The sequence below is a fragment of the Massilia sp. LXY-6 genome, from assembly GCF_051233485.1.
Classification (GTDB): Bacteria; Pseudomonadota; Gammaproteobacteria; order Burkholderiales; family Burkholderiaceae_D; genus Telluria.
This window is the reverse complement of sequence record NZ_JBKFGF010000011.1, coordinates 77,300-97,248: the sequence shown is the minus strand read 5'-3', so window position 1 is coordinate 97,248 and position 19,949 is coordinate 77,300. Positions and strand designations below refer to the sequence as shown.

Genomic DNA, 19,949 nt, shown 5'->3' with positions numbered 1-19,949 from the left:
TTCTATTGAGAACGGCCTATATGAACGTAGTCATCCTCGCCGCCGGCATGGGAAAGCGCATGCAATCCGCCCTGCCAAAAGTCTTGCATCCACTGGCCGGGAAGCCGCTGTTGCAACATGTCATCGACACGGCACGCAACCTTAACCCGACTAAATTATGCGTAATTTACGGACACGGCGGCGCAGCGGTGCCGAGTGCGGTTCACGAATGGGGAGTTGATGCCGGGATCGTCATCGACACCGCCCTGCAGCAGCCGCAGCTGGGCACCGGCCACGCCGTGATGCAGGCCCTGCCCCAGATCGACGAAAACGCGCCGACTTTGGTGCTGTACGGCGATGTGCCGCTGACCACCGTGGCCAGCCTGCAGCGCCTGGTCGAGGCGGCCGGCAACGACAAGCTGGCGATCCTGACCGTGGTGCAGAACAACCCCTTCGGCCTGGGCCGCATTATCCGCGAGAATGGCGAGATCGTGCGCATCGTCGAAGAGAAGGATGCCAACGAGGAAGAGCGCGCGATCCGGGAAATCAACAGCGGCATCATGGTGATCCCGACCCGCCACCTGAACGGCTGGCTGGGCGCGCTGAAGAACAACAATGCGCAAGGCGAGTACTACCTGACCGACATCGTGGCCCAGGCCGTTGCCAACGGCGTGCCGGTGGTGTCGGCGCATCCGTCGGCCGAGTGGGAAGTCGCCGGCGTGAACAGCAAGGTGCAGCTGGCCGAACTCGAGCGCCGTCATCAGCTGAACATCGCAAATTCCCTGCTGGAAAAGGGCGTGCATCTGCTCGATCCGGCCCGCATCGACGTGCGCGGCGAGCTGATCTGCGGCCGCGACGTGTCGATCGATGTCGGCTGCGTGTTCGAAGGCCGGGTCGAACTGGCCGACGGCGTGACGATCGGCGCCAACTGCGTGCTGGTGAATGCCAGGGTCGGCGCCGGCGCCCAGATCAAGCCCTTCTGCCATCTGGAAGACGCCGTGGTCGGCGACAAATCGCAAATCGGCCCCTATGCGCGCCTGCGCCCGGGTACCGAACTGGCCGAAGATGTCCACATCGGCAACTTCGTCGAAGTCAAGAACAGCAAGATCGCTGCCCACAGCAAGGCCAACCACCTGGCCTATGTCGGCGATGCGGACGTCGGCTCGCGCGTGAACATCGGCGCCGGCACCATCACCTGCAACTACGATGGCGCGAATAAATTCCGCACCGTGATCGAGGATGAAGCCTTCATCGGCAGCGACACCCAGCTGGTGGCCCCGGTCAGGGTCGGCAAGGGCGCCACCCTGGGGGCCGGCACCACGCTGACCAAGGATGCGCCGGCCGGCAAGCTGACCATTTCTCGTCCGAAGCAGCTGACGATCGAGAACTGGACCCGTCCGGTCAAGAAAAAGTAATCCGCTGTCCACAGCAAAGCCACAGGAAGATCACAACATAAGCACAGCCTGGTCCACCGGCTTTGCACAGGGATGCCAACCGCTCATCCACACGCCTGTCCACAAAGTCATCCACAGGCCCGCACGGTCATCCGGCGGGCCTGTTCTCTTTGTTAAGGCTTGTTTTTGCGTAGGTTTTATCGAATGACGGCGAGCGCAGCGCAAGCTGGCGGCCTCCCTGCTTCCTGAGTTATCCACAGTGCATGAGATGGATATCGACGCTCGCCAAGTAGCCGTCGCGGCCAGCCGCAAGGCCGATTGCTCATAAATTCAGCAATGTCACAATTTATCCACATGGGCCTGTGGATAGTATGTGGATTACCTGTTCGGCGGTAAAGTTTACAGGTAAACAGCTTATCCACATTATTCACAGGCCACTGTGGATAAGCTGTGCGTGATGGGGTTTGCTAGACCACGATACGGGTTTCGAACTTGCTGCGGAAGGTCGAAAAATACGCTTTCACGTTACGCACATTGCTGTGCGTGGTGAACAGGCGGTGCGCCAGCGCGTGGTAGGCCGGCATGTCAGCCACCTGCACCACCAGCACGAAGTCGGGGCCGGGCGCGACCCGGTAGCACTGCAGCACGGCAGCCTCGTCCGCGACGGCACGCTCGAACTCCTGCATGCGGTCGGCTGCCTGCACGTCCAGCGAAATTTCCACGATGGCAGTCAGGCGCGCACCGACCTTGTCCGGCGAGACGATCGCAACTTGCCGTTCGATAACGCCATTTGCGGTCAGCTGTTTGACGCGCCGCAGGCAAGTCGGCTGCGACACATGTACCAATTCCGCCAACTCGGCGTTGGTATGAGAGGCATCAACTTGCAAGGTATTCAGGATGCGACGATCGAGATCGTCCAAGATTTCGGGTTCATTCGACATTTTTATAAAGTTTTCTTTGATATTTGAAAGAATATTTCACATTGATATGATCATGAAATAATCTATCAAAAACAGGTGGATTTAGATAGCTTATTTCATTTCGTCTCATCTACATTAGTGAAAATTGTTAACTTTCATTGGAGCCCATCATGTGCGGTATCGTCGGAGCAGTAGCCCAGCGCAACATCACCCCTATCCTGATCGAAGGTCTGAAGCGCCTTGAATACCGTGGCTACGATTCCTGCGGCGTTGCCTTGCACGTCGACGGCCGCCTGTCGCGTTCGCGCAGCACCTCGCGCGTGGCCGATCTCGAGTCCCAGATCAAGGAAACCGGCCTGCAGGGCTTCACCGGCATCGCCCACACCCGCTGGGCCACCCACGGCGCCCCGGCCACCCAGAACGCGCACCCGCACTTCTCGCCGACCGAAGAGAACGCCCGCATCGCCCTGGTCCATAACGGCATCATCGAAAACCACGACGAGCTGCGCCGCGATCTGACCGATCTCGGCTACAAATTCATGAGCCAGACCGACACCGAAGTCATCGCCCACCTGGTCGACCACATGTACAACGGCGACCTGTTCGAGACCGTGCAGCAGGCCGTGAAACGCTTGCACGGCGCCTACGCGATCGCCGTGTTCTGCCGCGAAGAGCCGCACCGCGTCGTGGCCGCGCGCCAGGGCTCGCCGCTGATCGTCGGCCTGGGTAAAGGAGAGAACTTCGTCGCCTCGGACGCGATGGCGCTGGCAGGCACCACCGACCAGATCATCTACCTGGAAGAGGGAGACGTGGTCGACCTGCAACTGGCCCGCTACTGGATCGTCGATGCCGAAGGCCGTCCGGCCGAGCGCGAAGTCAAGACCGTGCACGCCCACACCGGCGCCGCCGAGCTGGGCCCATACCGCCACTACATGCAGAAGGAAATCTTCGAGCAGCCGCGCGTGGTCGGCGATACCTTGGAGGGCGTCACCGGCATCATGCCGGAACTGTTCGGCGACCAGGCTTTCCGCGTGTTCAAGGAAATCGACCGCGTGCTGATCCTGGCCTGCGGCACCAGCTATTACGCGGGTCTCACCGCCAAGTACTGGATCGAATCGGTGGCCAAGCTGCCGGTGAACGTCGAGATCGCCAGTGAATACCGCTATCGGGACAGCGTCCCGCATCCGCAGACCTTGGTCGTCACCATTTCGCAATCCGGCGAAACCGCCGACACCCTGGCCGCGCTGAAGCACGCGCGTAGCCTGGGCATGACCAACACGCTGACCATCTGCAACGTCGCCCACAGCGCCATGGTGCGTGAGTGCAAGCTGGCCTACATCACCCGTGCCGGTGTGGAAGTTGGCGTGGCCTCGACCAAGGCCTTTACCACCCAGCTGGCCGCGCTGTTCCTGTTGACCCTGACGCTGGCACAAGTGAATGGCCGCCTGAGCGACGAGGAAGAAGCGACTTACCTGAAGCAGATGCGCCACCTGCCGGTCGCGCTGAGCTCGGTGCTGGCGCTCGAACCGCAGGTCATCGCCTGGGCCGAGGAATTCGCACGCAAGGAAAACGCCCTGTTCCTGGGCCGCGGCATCCACTATCCGATCGCCCTGGAAGGCGCGCTGAAGCTGAAGGAAATCTCGTACATCCACGCCGAAGCCTACCCGGCAGGCGAGCTGAAGCACGGTCCGTTGGCGCTGGTGACCGAAGAAATGCCGGTGGTAACGATCGCGCCGAACGATGCCCTGCTGGAAAAGCTGAAGTCGAACATGCAGGAAGTGCGTGCCCGCGGCGGCCAGCTGTACGTGTTCGCCGACGTCGACACCCAGATCACCTCGGGCGACGGCCTGCACGTGATCCGCCTGCCGGAACACTACGGCCTGCTGTCGCCGATCCTGCACGTAGCGGCGCTGCAGCTGCTGGCGTACCACACGGCGCTGGCGCGCGGTACCGACGTCGACAAGCCACGCAACCTGGCGAAGTCGGTGACGGTGGAGTAATCAGTCTTCCTTTTCCGGCAACGCCGACGAGTGATGGCTCGTAATGAGCCATTGCTCCCCATCCCATCGGTAGCTGAAGCTATAACGGGCGGGAACCACCTGCCCTGTCCTGCCAAAGGTGAACGTGTACAGTCCGGCATCGACGGCGACGTTGCACCCGAGGTAGATGCGGCGGAGGTCGATCTTGCCGGACGGTTCATTGAGCAGGAAATGCTCGAAAATACTCCTCTCTTTCCGCCGGCGTCAGCCTGGGCTGATCCGACACCGCGGGCAGGAGAATCGCGTCCTCCGTATAGTTGGCCACGACCTTGTGCGGGTCGCCCGTCTCCAGTGATTCATTCCAACGGTCGAACAAGGCCGCGATCTTCTTTTCCGACGTCGGCTTGCACTTTTCCGTGCGCGGCACATGGGTGTATTTCTTTCCGGGATTCTCCGGCTGCGAGGCGCAGCCGGCCAGCGCGAGGGCTGCAATCAGGGGCAGCAGTTTCATGGCGGATCTCCTTGCATGGGTTTCACAGATCAGGGATCACTCATCAATACGCTGGACCAGCATAAAACCGTGCGCGGTCGATGATGGCGCGCTTGAACTTGTGTGGCGTGAATGCTGCGGATGGTCTTAAGCAGTTGCCTGTAATGCAAGAATCAGCCGACCTATGCTAGGATTGTTCTCTTTCATAAACGCAACATCAGACGGGGATCATCCATGCAGTTCGCAGCACGTCTTTCCACCCTGGCGCTTGCACTCGGTGCCGCATTCACCACCCTGTGCGCCAGCGCCGCACCTTCCGGCCGCAGCGCGGACGTCGAGCGTTTGCTGGCCAGCCCGGCATTCAAGACGGCTGCGGCGACGCTGGACAAGGAGCATGAACGCATCGTCGACGACGGCATCAAGCTCGCCGAGATCCCCTCCCCGCCGCTGAAGGAAGAAGCGCGCGCCAAGGCCTACGAAGCGATGTTCAAGGCGGCCGGATTACAAGGTGTCCAGATCGACGAGGAAGGCAATGTGCTGGGCATCCGCAAGGGCACCAAAAGCGACGGCAAGTTCGTCGTGGTCTCGGCCCATCTGGATACCGTGTTCCCGGCCGGCACGGACGTGAAGGTCAAGCGCCAGGGCAGCAAACTGTTGGCGCCGGGTATCGGCGACGACACGATGAGCCTGTCCGTGCTGCTGGGCTTCATGCGCGCGATGGACGCGGCGCACATCAAGACGCATGACGACATCCTGTTCGTCGGCACGGTCGGCGAGGAAGGCCCGGGCAACCTGCGCGGCGTGCGCCACCTGTTCACCAAGGGCCAGTACAAGGACAAGATCAAGACCTTCTTCTCGGTCGAATCGGGCGGCGTGGACACGATCACCAATGGCGGCGTCGGCTCCAAGCGCTACCGCGTCACCTTCAAGGGGCCGGGCGGACACAGTTTTAAAGCATTCGGACTGGTCAACCCGATGTTCGCACTGGGCCACGCCATGGCCGAGTTCTCGCGGACCCCGGTCCCGGCCTCGCCCAAGACCACGTACAGCGTCGGCCTGATCGGCGGCGGCACCTCGGTCAACTCGATTCCGCTTTCCGGCTGGATGGAGGTGGACATGCGCTCCGAGTCCCTTCCTGAACTCAAGAAGGTCGAGGACCGCCTGCTGAAGATCGTCCAGGAAGCGGCCGATGGCGAAAACCTCGCGCGCTCGACCAAGGAGGGCAAGATCACCGTCGACGCCAAGCTGATCGGCGACCGCCCGGCCGGTCATACCGACGCGGCCTCGCCGCTGGTGCAGGTAGCAAAGACCGCAATCGAGGCGGCCGGCTACAAAGTGAGCTACGGGTGGAGCTCGACGGATTCGAACATGCCGATGAGCCTGGGCATCCCCGCCATCACCATCGGCCGCATGGCCCCCGACAAATTCGGCCGCGCGCACTCGCTGGACGAGTGGATCGATGTCGAGAAGGCGCCGATGGTGAAGGCGATGTCGACTGCCCTGTCGATCATCCTGGCGACGACCGGAATGGAGCTGGACGGCAAGTAAATCGGTCCCGTTCGCTTATTTCTCCGGCATCGCCGACGAATGGTGGCTCGTAATGAGCCACTTCGACCCGTCCCACCGGTAGGTATAGGTATAGCGGGCCTGCACCACCTCGCCCGTCTGGGCAAAGGTGAAGGTATACAGCCCCGCGTCGACGGCCGAATTACACCCGATCTCGACGAAGCGCATATCGATCTTTCCCGACGGGCGCTTTTTCAGAAATTCCTGAAAGTAATCGTTCTTTTCCGCCGGCGTCAGGCGCGGCTTGTTGGACACCGTCGGCAACAGGATCGATTTTTCCGCGTAGTTGGCGACCACCTGGTACGGATCGCCGGTCTGCAGTGAGGCATTCCAGCGATCGAACAGGGCCGCGATCTCGCGTTCGGATGTCCGTGCGCACTTTTCCGTGCTCGGTACCTGCGCATTGTCGGCGGGACCTTGGTGTGTGGCACAGCCGGCCAGCGCGAGGGCAGCCACTGCGGTGAGTAGCTTCACGGTGGATCTCCTTTCATGACGATACATTCAGGGACCATTTAGCCAGCTTAGCACGGTGCGTCGCTGATGAAAGCTCATTTGGCCTTGTGTGGCATAAGCGCCGCAGACTACGCCGCCCGAACCTTCAGCCAGGACGCACGCTCTAACTCCTGCCCCGAACACCACCCGGCGGCAGGAGCACAACCATGGCGGGGATCGTGCGCATCGACGACGAAGTCATCACCACCGACGATTTCATCCGTACGCTGAAACTGAGCGGGCAATTCGAAGGACTGGTCGAGCAGATGGTGCGCGACCGCCTGAGCGCACGCGCCGCCAGACAAGCTGGCTTACAGCTGAAACCCGAGCAGATCCAGGAGCGCGCCGACGAATTCCGCCGCGCGCTCGGCCTGCACCGCGCCGCCGACACCAACCATTACCTCGACGCGCTCGGCGTCTCCCTGGACGAATTCGAGGAATGGATCGTCGACAGCCTGTACCAGGAAAAAATGATGGAACAGGTCTGCAGCGAAGCGGCCGTCGCGCAGTACTTTTCGCTCAATTCGCCGCGCTTCGACAGCGTCGAGGTCAGCCACATCGTGCTGGATGGCGAAGGGCCTGCCCGCGAGATGATGTCGGTGCTGCAGGAAGAGCCGGAAGCGTTTGCCGGGATGGCGCGCGAACACTCGATCGACACTGATACCCGAGGGCAGGGCGGCGTGATCGGCAAGGTGCTGCGCGGCTCGCTCAAGGGCGACATCGAGGCGCGCGTGTTCAATGCGCGCGAAGGCGAATTGCTCGGGCCTTTCCCTTCTCCCGAGGGCGCGTTCTACGAAATCTTTTGCGTCAACGCCAGGCACCCGGCCGCCCTCGATGCCGACACCGCCGCCGAGATCCGCCGCCTGCTGCGCGAGGAATGGCTGATGGCGCGCGCCCAGGAGCACGTGATCGAAGCGTGCCCGGCGCGGTAAGTGCTGAGCCCGGCAGCCAGGTATGGAAACCCAGTCCAAGGCCCAGTCTCCCGCCGGATTCCTGTCATCGGTCGACATCCTGTCTCCCTTCTCCGACGAGGAACTGGAACAGCTGGCGGAAGCGATCCAGGTGCGCCACTATGCCTTCGGTGACACGGTCTGCAAGGCCGGCGAGCCGGCCGAGGGCCTGTATGTGGTCAAGTCGGGTTCGGTGCGCGTGTTCTCCGACGAGCACGGCAAGGAAGTCAGCATCGGCGTGCGCAAGGCCGGCGAAGTCATCGGCGACATCGCCATGCTGCGCGAGGTCCACCACGAACTGTCGGCGCGCGCCTCGCTCAAGACGGAATTGTGGTTCATCCCGCGCACGGCGATCGAACCGGTCCTGGCGCGCAACCAGGTGGCGCGCGACTTCGTCACCAGCTATGTCGCGATCAGCTCGGCCGGCGGCCTGGTGGCGCGCCTGTTCGACCTGCGCGGCAAGGTCGGCAAGGAAGAGCTGGAAGAGTTCGTGCGCAGCGTCGGCGTCAAGCGCGTCGCCGCCGGCAAGGAGATCCTCAAGCAGGATGGGCGCGACGACCGCCGCCTGTACGTGCTGCGCCAGGGCCAGGTCCGCCTCAGCTACCATGACGGCGCCGACGACTATACCCTGGCCACGCTGCAGGCCGGCGAGACCTTCGGCGAGAAAGCCTGCCTGATGCGCCAGGAGCAGATGGCGTCGGCGGTGGCGGTGACGCCCGCCACCCTGCTCGTGATTCCCGAGAAGACCGCGCACGCCATTCTCGAGCGCAATGCCGGCCTGCGCGAGGCGCTGGAAGACCGCATCCGGTTCATGGAGCGCGAGCTGGAGCGGCAAAAGAAGCTGGCCGAACGGCGCAAGCGCCCGCTGCGCCTGGACCTCGAATCGAAGCCGGAGTTCGGCGAACACGTGATCCGCCGCTTCGCGCTGGTGGAACAGGCCGAGGAGATGGACTGCGGCGCGGCCTGCCTGGCCATGCTGTGCCGCCACCACGGCCTGCAAGTCACCCTGGGAAAACTGCGCGAACTGGCCAACGTCACTACCCAGGGCGCGACCCTGGACAGCCTGGCGCGCGCCGGCGAGACCCTCGGCTTCTCAAGCCGCGGGGTGCAGTGCACCTTCGACGCGCTGCAGGGCTTCGAGCTGCCTTTCATCGTGCACTGGGAGGGCTACCACTACGTGATCGTGTATGGCATCTCGCCGCGCCAGGTCTGGATGGCCGACCCGGCGCTGGGCTTCCGCAAACTCTCGGTCGAGGAATTCGAGCGCGGCTGGAGCGGCACTTGTCTCGTCTTCACGCCGGGCCAGGATATGGCGCAAGCGGCCGTCGAGCGCTCGCCGTGGCTGCGCTTCGTCGCCTACCTGCGGCCCTACAGGACGATTCTATTGCACCTGTTCCTGGCCACTTTCGTGATCCAGATGCTCGGCATCGTGCCGCCCCTGATCATCCAGAACATCCTCGACGGCGTGGTCGTGCACCAGAACCTCAGCCTGCTGCACGTATTGATCGCCGGGCTGGTCATCGCCAACCTGTTCTCGCAGCTGATGGCGACCGTGCGCGCCTACCTGGCCAACTACATGGTGCGCAACCTCGACTTCTCGATGATGGCGGGCTTTTTCAAGCACACGATGTCGCTGCCCTTCTCTTTCTTTGCCAAGCGAAAGACCGGCGACATCATCGCGCGCTTCCAGGAAAACCAGACCATCCGCGCGTTTTTGACGGAGTCCACCGTCACCACGATGCTGAACCTGCTGATGGTCTTTATTTACTTCAGCATCCTGTTTGTCTACAACGTCAAGCTGACCTTGATCCTGATCGCCTTCATCATCCCGATCACGGCGCTCACGATGTTGACTACCCCGCACATCAAGCAGTATGCGCGCGAGGTGTTCAACGCCTCGACCGACGCCCACGCCTTCCTGATGGAGGCGCTCGGCGGCGTCGAAACCATCAAGGGCATGGGCAGCGAGCGTCCGGTACGCCTGAAGTGGGAAAAGAAATACGTCAAGGCGCTCGACACCCAGTACCGCGCCCAGCAGTTCAACATCCTGGTGGGCCTCGCCAGCCAGCTGCTGAATGCCGGCACCACGATTGCGATCCTGTGGGCCGGCGCCGGCCTGGTGCTCGACCATGAACTGACGATCGGCCAGCTGATCGCCTTCAATGCCCTGATGGGCAGCGTCCTCGCGCCCTTGATGGGCTTGGTGGCCCTGTGGAGCCGGCTGGCCGACGCCGGGGTGGCGATGGAGAGACTGGGCGACGTGCTCGACATCGAGCCGGAACAGAAGCCGAGCGAAGCCGCCAGCCGGGTGGTGCTGCCCGACCTGCAGGGTGATCTGAAACTCGAGAACGTGTATTTCCGCTACGGCGGCGACGACACGTCCTATGTGCTCGAAAACATCAGCGTCGACATCCGGCGCGGCGAGCTGATCGCCATCGTCGGCCGCAGCGGCTCCGGCAAAACCACGCTGGCCAAGCTGCTGGTCGGCTTTTATGCGCCCACGGACGGCAAGATCCTGGTCGACGGCTACGACATGGCCACGATCGACAAGGCGTATTACCGCGCCCAGGTCGGCTACGTCATGCAGAGCAATCTGCTGTTTTCCGGCACCATCGCCGAGAACATCGCCAGCGGCGACGAGAGCCCTGACCGGAGACGTATCGAGCAGGTCGCCAAGATGGCGGATGCGCACGCCTTCATCAGCAAGATGCCGCTGGGCTACGAACAGGTGGTGGGCGAGCGCGGCGTCGGCCTCTCGGGCGGCCAGGTGCAGCGCCTGTGCATCGCGCGCGCCCTGTACCACGATCCGCGCCTGCTGGTGTTCGACGAAGCCACCTCGGCCCTCGATACCCAGTCGGAAAGCAATATCATCGCCAACATGCACGACATCCTGGCCGGGCGCACGGCCGTGATCATCGCCCACCGGCTCAGCACGATCATGCGGGCGGATAAAATCGTGGTGCTGTACGAAGGCCATATCGCCGAGCAGGGCCGACACGAGGAACTGCTGGCGCGGCGCGGCATGTATTACGAGTTAGTCCAAAAACAGTTGGCGGCGGCATGAAACTGTTCAACCAGGATCTCGCTCCGCGCGGCTCGTCGATGTCGTATGCCGGCCTGCTGGAACGGCTCGAAATCCTGCGCTCGACCTTGCGCTGGGCGAACAGCCTCGACCGGCCCGAGATCGAAAAGCTGCTGCGCCAGGCCAATGCCGTGCGCGACGAGGTGATGCAGCTGTCGCACACGGAACGTTTCGTACAGGCGCTCGGCAACCAGGGCGCGGACCGGCCGGTGCAGGCACCCCGGCCGCCACAGCCGCCGCAGACACCGGGCGAACGCAGGCAAGCCCTGATGGCGCGCAGCTTCGTGTTCGAAGGCACCTTCGGCGACAACCCGCGCCTGCTCGACGCGCTCGAGATCGCGGAAAAGGCGGCGCCCACCGACCTGCCGGTGCTGATCGACGGAGAAAGCGGAACGGGCAAGGAATTGATGGCCAAGGTGGTCCACGCCAATGGCGCGCGCGCCGATAAACCGTATATTTCCGTCAACTGCGGTGCGATTCCCGAGAGCCTGATCGAATCGGAACTGTTCGGCCATAAGCGCGGTGCCTTCACCGGCGCGGCCACCGACCGCAAGGGCAAGTTCGAGAGCGCGCACCGGGGCACGATCTTCCTGGACGAGATCGGAGAGCTGCCGCTGCAGGGGCAAGTCAAACTGCTGCGCGTGCTGCAGTCGCACGAGATCCAGCGCGTCGGCGCGGACGAGACGATTGCCGTCGACGCCCGCATCGTCGCCGCCACGAATAAGAACCTGCGCAAGTTGATCGAGCTGGGCCATTTTCGCGAAGACCTGTTCTATCGCCTCAGCGTGATCCACGTGAGCTTGCCGCCGCTGCGCGAGAGAAAAGACGAGATCCCGCTGCTGCTGGCGTATTACGGCGACGAGGCGGCCGAGGTGCTGAAGCGGCCCCCGGTCGGATTGAGCCCGCGGCTGCGCGGCTTCCTGCTCGAGTACGCCTACCCCGGCAACATCCGCGAACTGCGCAATCTGGTCTACCGCCTGTCCTGCCTGGCCGGCGACAGCGCCGACCTGGCGCAGCTGCCGGAAGATATCCGCCCTTCTCCTTCTACGCCGGCCTCGCCGAAACAGATGCCCGATGCTGCGGCAGCCGGTGCTGCGGCAGCCCCTCAAGCCGCACCGGCTTCGCTGGCCGAAGCCAAGCGCGCTGCCAGCGACGAGGCCGAGCGTGCCTGCCTGGAGCGTGGCCTGAAAGACGTCGGCGGCACGGTGGCCGAGCTGGCGCGGCGCTGGGACATGAACCGCTCGCACCTGCAGATCCTGCTGAAGAAGCATGGCCTGCATTCGAAGGATTTTCGGCAACGCCCCTAGAACGTCATCCCCGCGCATAAGCTAACTTACAAAGAAGGATTGAGCACCGTCTGATCCGGCTCGACATCATCCGCGCGCACCACCACCACCGAGATGTTGTCGCGCCCGCCCGCAGCTAGGGCCAGCTGGATCAGGGCCTCGGCCGCCTGCGCGCAGTCGCCTCCTAGCAGCGCGCCGAACATGGCGTCCTGGCCGACCGCATTGCTCAGGCCATCGCTGCAGAGCAGGAAAATGTCGCCGTCGCTGATCTGCACCTGGATCTCGTCCAGCTCCACCGTCGTGGCGGCGCCGAGTGCGCGCGTGATCATGTTGGCGCCCGGCCAGGCAGACGCCTCCGCCGGCGAAAGATGGTTCCTGGCCTGCAGTTCCTCGAACTGGTTGTGGTCGCGCGTAAGCTGGTGCAGGCTGCCGCCGCGGCATAGGTAGATACGACTGTCGCCGGCCCAGATGCAGGCGCCGCTGCGGCCGGATGCCAGCAGCAGCACCAGCGTGGTGCCGATCACGGGAACCTGGCGCGCGGCCGCCTCCGCTACCAGCGCGCCGTTCACCTCGATCAGGCATACGCGCGCCTGCGCGACCGCCTGCTGCAGCGGCTCGCCTGCGGGCAGCGCGTCCAGCGCCTCGACCGTCATGCGGCTCGCGACTTCGCCGTAGGCGTGTCCGCCCATGCCGTCGGCCACGGCCCACATGCGTCGTTCCGGCCGGTTCAGCACCATGTCCTCGTTATTGCTGCGCACCAGTCCGGTGTCGGTGCGCGCCGCCGAGGTCCAGCGCAGTTGCGTTTCTCCGCCCATCAAATCGTTCCGTTGTTGATGCTCCGCCCATCCACGCCGACGGTCAGGACCGCATTCGGCGCCGAATTGTTCACGCTGACCATTTGGACCTGGTTGATCAGCTGGTCCGCGTAGTTGTTGATCTGGTAGAAGTTGATGACCGGCTGCATGCCACGCGATTGCGCAGGCAGGTAGGGCTGGATCCACCCAAAACACCAGGCCGCGCCGTCGCCGCCGCGGATGCGCGCCATCGCCCGCGCGTCGAGGGGGCGGTCGGAGCGAAGATCGTTAATCCTGATGCGGGCCATGGTGCTTCTCCTGATGCGCCTTCGGGACAGTGGGAAGACAAGTCGATTGCGGTATTGGTTCACACGATGTTGGTGGAGGCCGCGCAGTATCGATTACCTGCGGCCTCCACCGGCCAGGGTCAGCCAACCAGGATGTTGTTCTGGCCGTACTGGTGGGTATTGTTGGTCACATCCACGCAGTCGATGAAGGCCGATCCGTTGGCGGTCGCGTTGACGACCTTCTGCAGCTGGGTCAGGTCCTGGGTCGCGTCCAGCGACGGGCCGGACTTCTTCGGCTCGGGCGACGGGTACCACGGGGCCTGGCTGCCGCTATAGCCTCCGCTGTGGCCGCCTCGCACGGCAGCCATTGCGTGGTGGTCGAGTTCGTGGGTACGGGCCAGGTCTTTGATGGTCAAGGTTTTCATGATGATGCTCCTTCAATGAATAAAATGGAATGTCGACTGTTACAGCGGGATTGCGGCGTTGTTGGCGGCCCATTGCAGCGGGTTCAGGGTCACATCGGGGCCGACGAAGCCCGGGCCGATCACGCCGTTGTTGTTCAGGACGTTGAGCTTGATGTCCTGCACCTGCCCGATCCGCTGGTCCAGGTTCAGGTTCACGCTGACGTTCGGTCCGAAGTTGCCGATCCCCGCGCTGCCGCCCCGGATCGCGGACATGGAACGCTTGTCCAGTTCGCGCGAACGGGCCAGGTCTTGAATCACGATCGATGACATGGGTGTGCTCCTTGCTCGCTAGTTTGTGTCAGGCGATCAGAAGGTTGTTCTGGCCGAATTGATCGGTGTTGTTGGTGACGTGGACGCCGGACACGAAGGCCGAGCCGTTCGCGGTCAGGTTCTGCACGTCCTGCAGCTGCATCAGGTCTTGCGAGGCCTTGATCGACGAGTCGTATTTCGGGCTGTACTCCGGCATCCACGGCATGCTCGTGCCATGTCCGCCGCGCACGGCCGCCATGTCGCTGCGGCCCAGTTCCTTGGTCAGGGCCAGGTCTTTGATGATCAGGGTTTTCATGTCAGTTCTCCTTGAATCGGTGATTGGTTGGAAGAGCACTTTGTTTTTGCGCTCACCGGGATATGAGCAGAATGCGTGCCAGGCCGCGAATGGGCCTAGAATCCGGCTTTTGTTGCCGGTCTGGATTCGTTTCCGGGTCATTGCCGGGGAAGCTGGTGGGAGCCGGCCAACACTGCATGCGCCCACTGTTGGACTTGGACGAACACCTGATTTGAAAGCGAAAAAAAGCCGTCCAGTCTTGCGGACTGGACGGCATCGATAAAAAGCTTAAACAATATAAACGGTTTATTTTGCTGGCTTGACGGATTCCCTCCGTGAAGCAAGCCCGGTATGGAAGTCGACGATCCGCGGTGCGGACACGGGTGCAACGCCGGCGGCCCGCATCCGCGAGCGCAGCCGCGCACCGCCCGTGATCGCCTGCATCGCCTTGCGGTCCAGGTCGAGGTTGTCGGACAGATCCTTGATAACGATGGTAGCCATGTGTGCCTCCTGAATGACGATGCCAGCCCGGCCATCTCAGGGACGGCCGGGCTGGCGTGGATGGGCAGGCAGGTTCAGAACTTCGGCAGGCTGGCCTCGTTCTTCGCCCACTGCAGCGGGCTCAGCTCGATGCCGGGCCCCTCGAAACCGGCGCCGATCACGCCGTTGTTGTTCAGGACGTTCACGCCGATGTCCTGGACCTGCGCGATCTGCTGCTTGAGCGCAATGTTGACCGTCACGTTCGGCATGCCTGGGCTGCCGATTGCACTGCCGCCGCGCACGCTTGCCATCGAACGGCAGTCGAGCCGGCTTGCATGCGCGAGGTCGCGTACCTGGATGGATGACATATTGCTTCTCCCTTGGTTCCCGCTTGCTTAGCGATATACCGCGATGTTGTTCTGGCCGAACTGGTCGGTATTGTTGTGCACGGTCACGCCGTCGATGAAGGCCGAGCCGTTGGCGGTCGCGTTCACCACGTCCTGCATCTGTTGCAGGCTCTGGCGGGCGTCGATCGACGAGTCGAAGGTCGGGCTGTAGCTTGGCATCGGCGCCAGGCCATGGGATTGCTGCCGCATCTGGTAGCCGCCGCGCACGCGCGCCATGGCGTTACGGTCCAGTTCGCAGGTCACGGCCAGGTCCTTGATGATCAGGGTTTTCATGGTGGTTCTCCTCAAGAGTGGTTGGGTTGGTGAGCCGGTTTCGTCGTGCTCACCCTAGGCTTTGCGAGAACCGTGCCAGCCCCAAAACCCGGGGTTCCACGCTTGAACAGCGGTCGATTGGCGGATTTGTTCCAACACTTTTCGACACACTGTTTGGCCGGTCACAACACAGCGGCTGTGCAGTGAATTCGCACCCCGCGCCAGTGTCAGAGGAAGGGACATGGAAAGCCTCGCCGATACCCTTCGCCTGTACCAGAGCGGCTCCCTCGGGCAGGCCGAGATGTTCGCGCGCATCGACCGCCTGTTGGCAAGCACGCCCGAGAGCGTATCGAGCCTGCTGAACATGCTCAACGAGGCGCATCACCGCTCCCCGCTGCCGGCCGAGGTCTATGGCGAGATCGAGCGCCGCATCGCCCATGCGATCGAAGCGCGCCAGCGCATCGGCCAGCGCGTGGGCGACGAGGAAACCTATGTCCAGACCAAGCCCTTGCCGCCGACCCAGCCGGCCGGCGTCGTGGGCGGCGGCGCCAATCCGCCGGTCGAGCGCATGAAGGGCGTCGGCGATACGCTCAACGGCCGCTTCGTGCTCGAGGAGTGCATCGGCTTCGGCGGCATGGGCACCGTCTACAAGGCGCTCGACCTGCGCAAGCTGGAGGCGTCGGACCGTCACCCCTACATCGCGATCAAGGTGCTGAACGTGCAGTTCCAGGGTCACCCGAAGTCGCTGATCGCCCTGCAGCGCGAAGCGCGCAAGGCGCAGGCCCTGGCGCACGAGAACATCGTGTCGGTGTACGACTTCGACCGTGACGGCGCGATGGTCTACGTGACGATGGAATACTTGTCCGGCAAGTCGCTCGGCCAGTTGCTGCGCGCGCCGGACTTCCGCGCCCTGCCGTTCGACGAGGCCATGAAGATCGTGCGCGGCATGGGCATGGCGCTCGCGTACGCGCACGAGCGTGGCTTCGTCCACTGCGACTTCAAGCCGGCCAATGTGATCCTGACCGACACCGGCGGCGTCAAGGTGATCGACTTCGGCATCGCGCGGGTGTTCCAGAAGGCCGAGGAAGCGCCCGATGTGACGGTCTTCGACCCCGGCAGCCTGGGCGCCCTGACGCCGGCCTACGCCAGCCCCGAGATGCTGGAAAACCGCGAGCCCGATCCGCGCGACGACATCTACGCACTCGGCTGCATCACCTATGAGCTGCTGACCGGCCGCCACCCGTTCAACCGCCTGTCCGCCACCCAGGCGCGCGACGCCGGCCTGCGCCCGCAGCGTCCGCCCGGCCTCGGCCACGCCCAGTGGCGCGCGCTGCGCTGCGCGCTGGCGTTCCAGCGCGAGGCTCGCACCCCCACCGTCAACCGGTTCCTGCAGGAGATCGGCGCGCAGAACGGATGGCGCCAGCCGCGGGTCCTGCTCGGCGCCGGCCTTGCGGCGGCGGCCACCATGGTTTTGGTGCTGGTGACGCTGCGCCTGCCCTTCCTGCGGCGCGCGGACGAGCAGGCTGCGCCGGGGCCGTCCGGCTCGCCCGCCGCCGCGGGCACGGCAAGCGCGCCGCCTCAGGCCCAGGCGCCGCCGCAGCCTGCCGCCCGGTCCCGGCCTGCCGTGCCGGCTGCCCCGAGCCTGGCGGCCGTCTCCACCGCCCTGGCGCAGTTGCCGTGTTCCGCGCTCGTCCCCGCGATCGATGGACATGCAGTGCGCGTGCAGGGTTACCTGGCGCGCAGCGTCGGGCAGGCGCGCCTGAAGACCGTGCTGACGGCGCTGCCTGGCGTCAGCCGGGTCGACCTGGCGCTGCACGAGGTCGGCGACGACAAGTGCGGGCTGATGCGCGTGCTCGGCCGCTACTGGGTAGCCCATCGCATGGCCTCGGGCGTGGCCGGCGCGTCGATCCACCTGAACCCGGGCAGCGGCGGCCGCAACGGCACCGACCTGAAGGAGGGAGATACGCTGATGGTCGACGTGAGCACCCCCAACTACCAGTCCTATGTGGCGGTCGATTACTTCGTGCTCGGCGGGACCGTCGTGCACCTGTTGCCCAACGCGGTGGAGCGCGAAACCCTGGCGCCGCCGCGCTACACGGCCACCATCGGCAACCTGGGCAACTGGATGATCGGCGCACCCTTCGGTACCGAAATGCTGGTGTTGCTGGCCACCCCGGTACCCTTGTTCGACGGCGTGCGGCCGAACCCGGAAGCCGGGCCGGCCTACCTGAACGCGCTGGACGAGCGGCTGGCGCGGATCGGCAAGTCGCACGGCGCGGGCGCGGTCGGCGTCGATTTTTTGCAGATCACCACGCACGCCAAACGCTAGGAACCAGCTTCAACTTACTTCAATGAGCGCGCCACCCGGAACCCGTTCTGCGACTGGCGCACGCTGGCGTCGTACTTGAAGCGCGTGGTGGACAGCATGTAGCTGCCGTCCTCGCGCCAGGAGCCGCCGCGGATGACGCGTGACTGGCACGCGCCGTCGGTCCAGGCGCTGCCGTCGGCGGGAGCGCCCTTGTACGAGCTGTGCCAGCAGTCCTGTACCCATTCCCATACGCTGCCGTTCATGTCGAGCAGGCCGAAGGGATTGGCGACGAAGCTGCCGACCGGTGGCGGACCATCGGCCTTCCAGGGCTCGCCACAGCCTTCGCAGCTGGAATTCCCGCCTTTCATCTGGTCTCCCCACCAGTAGCGGGTCGTGGTGCCGCCGCGCGCCGCGTATTCCCACTCGGCCTCGGTCGGGAGCCGGTAGGGCCTGCGGCTTACCGTACTCAACCATTTGAGGTAGAGCTGCGCCTCGTCCCAGCTGACGTCGCGCATCGGCAGGTTCTCGGCCGCGTTGGCCGACGACGGCACGCTCGGGCATACGCCGGCCTTGACGCACTGGTTCCACTGGCCCACCGTGACCTCATATTTGCCGATCGCAAACGGCGTGCGCAGCGCCACCTTGTGCGCCGGCCGCTCGCTCGGGTCGCTGCCGTTGCTGCCCATCGTGAACGGCACCGGATACAGCGCCACCATCAGCGGGCAGGCGTCGCAATCCTTGACCGTGGCTACGGCGCCGGTGACGCCCGGCGCGGGCTGCACTTCCTGGTCATCGCCGCCGGCGGGTGCCGGCACCGCGCCCGCCTTGCCCTGCTGTTTGCCCTGCTGGGGCTTGGGCGCGGCCTCGGCCGGCCTGGGCGCCACGGCGGCCGCCCGCGGCGCCGTCGCCGGTGCCGGTGCCGGTGCCGAAGCTTGCGGCGGCGCGGCTTTCAGCTGCTGGATGCGGGCCCACGCCAGCACCGCGAAGCGCCCCTTGGGATAAGCGTGCAGGTAGGCCTCGTAATCGCCGGCCTGCTTGCTGTCCTTGATCGAATTCCAGAACGCCAGTTCGAACTGCTCGGCACTGTTCTTGGGCACGACGCCGGCCAGCTGCACATCCCCAGATTGCGTGCGCGCCGGCACCACGGCGGCCCCGGCCGGCGCCGTCATTGCGATTACCACCACCGCTGCCAGGACGCACAGGATCGGGAGTCTGGTCTGCACGGGCGCCTCCCGCAAAGTTCGGAACAAACCGCTTAGACCACCAGGCGCGGCGATGGTGCCGGCCGCACCTTTGTGCTGCCACAGGTGGCGCGGGCCGGTCTTGCAGGATGCTGCCGGAATGCGAAAAATGATTCTCCTGATGCTGAGCGCGGCAATCCTGGCGTCCGTGCCGGTGCTTGCCCGCACCCCCGCGCCCGACAATGCCCAGGTGTATTTCATCTGGCCCGGCGACGGCATGGTCATCCACGGCGCCTTCTGGGTCCGCATGGGCTTGCGCAACATGGGCGTCGCGCCCAAGGGGACGGATATCGCCAACACCGGCCACCACCACCTGCTGATCGACACCGACCTGCCCGAGAACATGAACGAGCCGGTGCCGAGCGACCGCAAGCACCTGCACTTCGGGGCCGGCGAAACCGAGGCGCGCATCGAGCTGCCGCCCGGCCGCCATACGCTGCAATTGCTGTTGGCCGACAAGGACCATATCCCCCATGATCCGCCCATCCATTCGAAAAAGATCACCATCACGGTCAAGTGAGCCCCATGCGCAAGCCACTCGCTGCCTTCATCCTGGTTACCGCACTGAGCGCCGCCCTGGGCGCCGCCGTGGCGGCGACCCCGGCCCCGCCCGATGCCTACCTGTACATCGGCTGGCCCAACGATGGCCAGGTACTGCCCTCGGGCAAACCGATCCGCGTCTGGTTCGGCCTGCGCAACATGGGCGTGGCGCCGAAAGGGGTGGAATTTCCGAACACCGGCCACCACCACCTGCTGGTCGACACCGACGCCCCCGGGCCGGGCGTCGAGATCCCGAACGACCGCAAGCACCTGCACTTCGGCACCGGCGAGACCGAAACCACGATCGAACTTCCGCCCGGCAGGCACACGCTGCAACTGGTGATGGGCGACGACCAGCACCGCACTTTCGATCCCTCGGTGCAGTCCAGGAAGATCACGATTACCGTCAAATAAGCCGTCAAATAAGCCGTCAAATGCGCCCGGCCGCGAACCGCGGCGCCGCGCCGCTGTCTTATCAATTCGGCCGATGCGTG

At 64.2% G+C, this 19,949-nt stretch carries 20 protein-coding genes and 1 pseudogene; 9 read left to right on the top strand and 12 right to left on the bottom strand.

Going from position 1 to position 19,949, the window contains the following annotated elements:
* Positions 1 to 20 precede the first annotated feature (20 nt).
* The gene (gene glmU, locus ACI48D_RS06325) at positions 21 to 1,394 is read left to right on the top strand and encodes a bifunctional UDP-N-acetylglucosamine diphosphorylase/glucosamine-1-phosphate N-acetyltransferase GlmU (protein WP_435570370.1); all 1,374 of its coding nucleotides are present in this window, start codon (positions 21 to 23) and stop codon (positions 1,392 to 1,394) included.
* Positions 1,395 to 1,840: 446 nt separating this feature from the next.
* Here the strand turns inward: glmU and ACI48D_RS06320 are convergent, their stop codons facing one another.
* Entirely contained in the window at positions 1,841 to 2,314 is a 474-nt protein-coding gene (locus ACI48D_RS06320) for an Lrp/AsnC family transcriptional regulator (RefSeq protein WP_435570369.1), read from the bottom strand.
* Between the two features lie 149 nt (positions 2,315 to 2,463).
* Here ACI48D_RS06320 and glmS point away from each other — a divergent pair, with 149 nt between their 5' ends.
* Complete coding sequence (gene glmS / locus ACI48D_RS06315; RefSeq protein ID WP_435570368.1) at positions 2,464 to 4,293, top strand: glutamine--fructose-6-phosphate transaminase (isomerizing); 1,830 nt, start codon at positions 2,464 to 2,466, stop codon at positions 4,291 to 4,293.
* Here glmS and ACI48D_RS06310 read toward each other — a convergent pair.
* Positions 4,294 to 4,783: pseudogene (locus tag ACI48D_RS06310) on the bottom strand (SgcJ/EcaC family oxidoreductase).
* Positions 4,784 to 4,996: 213 nt separating this feature from the next.
* Here ACI48D_RS06310 and ACI48D_RS06305 point away from each other — a divergent pair.
* Positions 4,997 to 6,310, top strand: a complete 1,314-nt coding sequence (locus ACI48D_RS06305; RefSeq protein WP_435570367.1) for a M20/M25/M40 family metallo-hydrolase — start codon at positions 4,997 to 4,999, stop codon at positions 6,308 to 6,310.
* A gap of 15 nt (positions 6,311 to 6,325) precedes the next feature.
* Here ACI48D_RS06305 and ACI48D_RS06300 read toward each other — a convergent pair whose 3' ends face one another.
* Positions 6,326 to 6,829, bottom strand: coding sequence for a DUF4440 domain-containing protein (locus tag ACI48D_RS06300; protein ID WP_435570366.1), 504 nt, complete (start codon positions 6,827 to 6,829; stop codon positions 6,326 to 6,328).
* 158 nt (positions 6,830 to 6,987) lie between these two features.
* Between ACI48D_RS06300 and ACI48D_RS06295 the strand changes: the two genes are divergently transcribed.
* The 3 genes from ACI48D_RS06295 to ACI48D_RS06285 are packed head-to-tail and all read left to right on the top strand — an operon-like array spanning position 6,988 to position 12,159.
* Positions 6,988 to 7,752 carry a peptidylprolyl isomerase gene (locus ACI48D_RS06295; RefSeq protein ID WP_435570365.1) on the top strand — a complete coding sequence of 255 codons (765 nt, stop codon included), beginning with the start codon at positions 6,988 to 6,990 and terminating at the stop codon, positions 7,750 to 7,752.
* A 22-nt stretch (positions 7,753 to 7,774) separates the two neighbouring features.
* On the top strand, positions 7,775 to 10,834 hold the full coding sequence (locus ACI48D_RS06290; RefSeq protein WP_435570364.1) for a peptidase domain-containing ABC transporter: 3,060 nt from the start codon (positions 7,775 to 7,777) through the stop codon (positions 10,832 to 10,834).
* Positions 10,831 to 12,159, top strand: a complete 1,329-nt coding sequence (locus tag ACI48D_RS06285; protein ID WP_435570363.1) for a sigma-54 interaction domain-containing protein — start codon at positions 10,831 to 10,833, stop codon at positions 12,157 to 12,159. The genes ACI48D_RS06290 and ACI48D_RS06285 overlap by 4 nt, the downstream gene beginning before the upstream one ends.
* 26 nt (positions 12,160 to 12,185) lie before the next feature.
* On the opposite strand, the gene ACI48D_RS06280 is transcribed toward ACI48D_RS06285, so the two are convergent.
* The 8 genes from ACI48D_RS06280 to ACI48D_RS06245 form a co-directional block, all read right to left on the bottom strand.
* On the bottom strand, positions 12,186 to 12,953 hold the full coding sequence (locus ACI48D_RS06280; protein ID WP_435570362.1) for a PP2C family protein-serine/threonine phosphatase: 768 nt from the start codon (positions 12,951 to 12,953) through the stop codon (positions 12,186 to 12,188).
* Positions 12,953 to 13,240, bottom strand: a complete 288-nt coding sequence (locus ACI48D_RS06275) for a hypothetical protein (RefSeq protein ID WP_435570361.1) — start codon at positions 13,238 to 13,240, stop codon at positions 12,953 to 12,955. The genes ACI48D_RS06280 and ACI48D_RS06275 overlap by 1 nt, the downstream gene beginning before the upstream one ends.
* A 119-nt stretch (positions 13,241 to 13,359) precedes the next feature.
* A complete protein-coding gene (locus tag ACI48D_RS06270) occupies positions 13,360 to 13,644 on the bottom strand; it encodes a hypothetical protein (RefSeq protein ID WP_435570360.1) in 285 nt (94 codons plus the stop codon).
* A gap of 39 nt (positions 13,645 to 13,683) precedes the next feature.
* The gene (locus ACI48D_RS06265; RefSeq protein WP_435570359.1) at positions 13,684 to 13,953 is read right to left on the bottom strand and encodes a hypothetical protein; all 270 of its coding nucleotides are present in this window, start codon (positions 13,951 to 13,953) and stop codon (positions 13,684 to 13,686) included.
* A 28-nt stretch (positions 13,954 to 13,981) separates the two neighbouring features.
* Entirely contained in the window at positions 13,982 to 14,248 is a 267-nt protein-coding gene (locus ACI48D_RS06260) for a hypothetical protein (RefSeq protein ID WP_435570358.1), read from the bottom strand.
* Positions 14,249 to 14,533: 285 nt separating this feature from the next.
* The gene (locus tag ACI48D_RS06255; protein WP_435570357.1) at positions 14,534 to 14,728 is read right to left on the bottom strand and encodes a hypothetical protein; all 195 of its coding nucleotides are present in this window, start codon (positions 14,726 to 14,728) and stop codon (positions 14,534 to 14,536) included.
* A 74-nt stretch (positions 14,729 to 14,802) separates the two neighbouring features.
* Positions 14,803 to 15,075 (bottom strand): hypothetical protein, encoded by a 273-nt coding sequence (locus ACI48D_RS06250; RefSeq protein ID WP_435570356.1) that lies wholly within the window; start codon positions 15,073 to 15,075, stop codon positions 14,803 to 14,805.
* 27 nt (positions 15,076 to 15,102) lie between these two features.
* Positions 15,103 to 15,387: a hypothetical protein gene (locus ACI48D_RS06245; protein WP_435570355.1), complete on the bottom strand. Its 285-nt coding sequence runs from the start codon at positions 15,385 to 15,387 to the stop codon at positions 15,103 to 15,105.
* Positions 15,388 to 15,607: 220 nt separating this feature from the next.
* Here ACI48D_RS06245 and ACI48D_RS06240 point away from each other — a divergent pair, with 220 nt between their 5' ends.
* Positions 15,608 to 17,695, top strand: coding sequence for a protein kinase domain-containing protein (locus ACI48D_RS06240; RefSeq protein ID WP_435570354.1), 2,088 nt, complete (start codon positions 15,608 to 15,610; stop codon positions 17,693 to 17,695).
* Between the two features lie 14 nt (positions 17,696 to 17,709).
* On the opposite strand, the gene ACI48D_RS06235 is transcribed toward ACI48D_RS06240, so the two are convergent.
* A complete protein-coding gene (locus ACI48D_RS06235) occupies positions 17,710 to 18,897 on the bottom strand; it encodes a formylglycine-generating enzyme family protein (RefSeq protein WP_435570353.1) in 1,188 nt (395 codons plus the stop codon).
* Positions 18,898 to 19,024: 127 nt separating this feature from the next.
* Between ACI48D_RS06235 and ACI48D_RS06230 the strand changes: the two genes are divergently transcribed.
* The gene (locus tag ACI48D_RS06230) at positions 19,025 to 19,435 is read left to right on the top strand and encodes a DUF4399 domain-containing protein (protein WP_435570445.1); all 411 of its coding nucleotides are present in this window, start codon (positions 19,025 to 19,027) and stop codon (positions 19,433 to 19,435) included.
* Positions 19,436 to 19,440: 5 nt separating this feature from the next.
* Positions 19,441 to 19,869 carry a DUF4399 domain-containing protein gene (locus tag ACI48D_RS06225; RefSeq protein ID WP_435570352.1) on the top strand — a complete coding sequence of 143 codons (429 nt, stop codon included), beginning with the start codon at positions 19,441 to 19,443 and terminating at the stop codon, positions 19,867 to 19,869.
* The last annotated feature ends 80 nt before the right edge of the window (positions 19,870 to 19,949 follow it).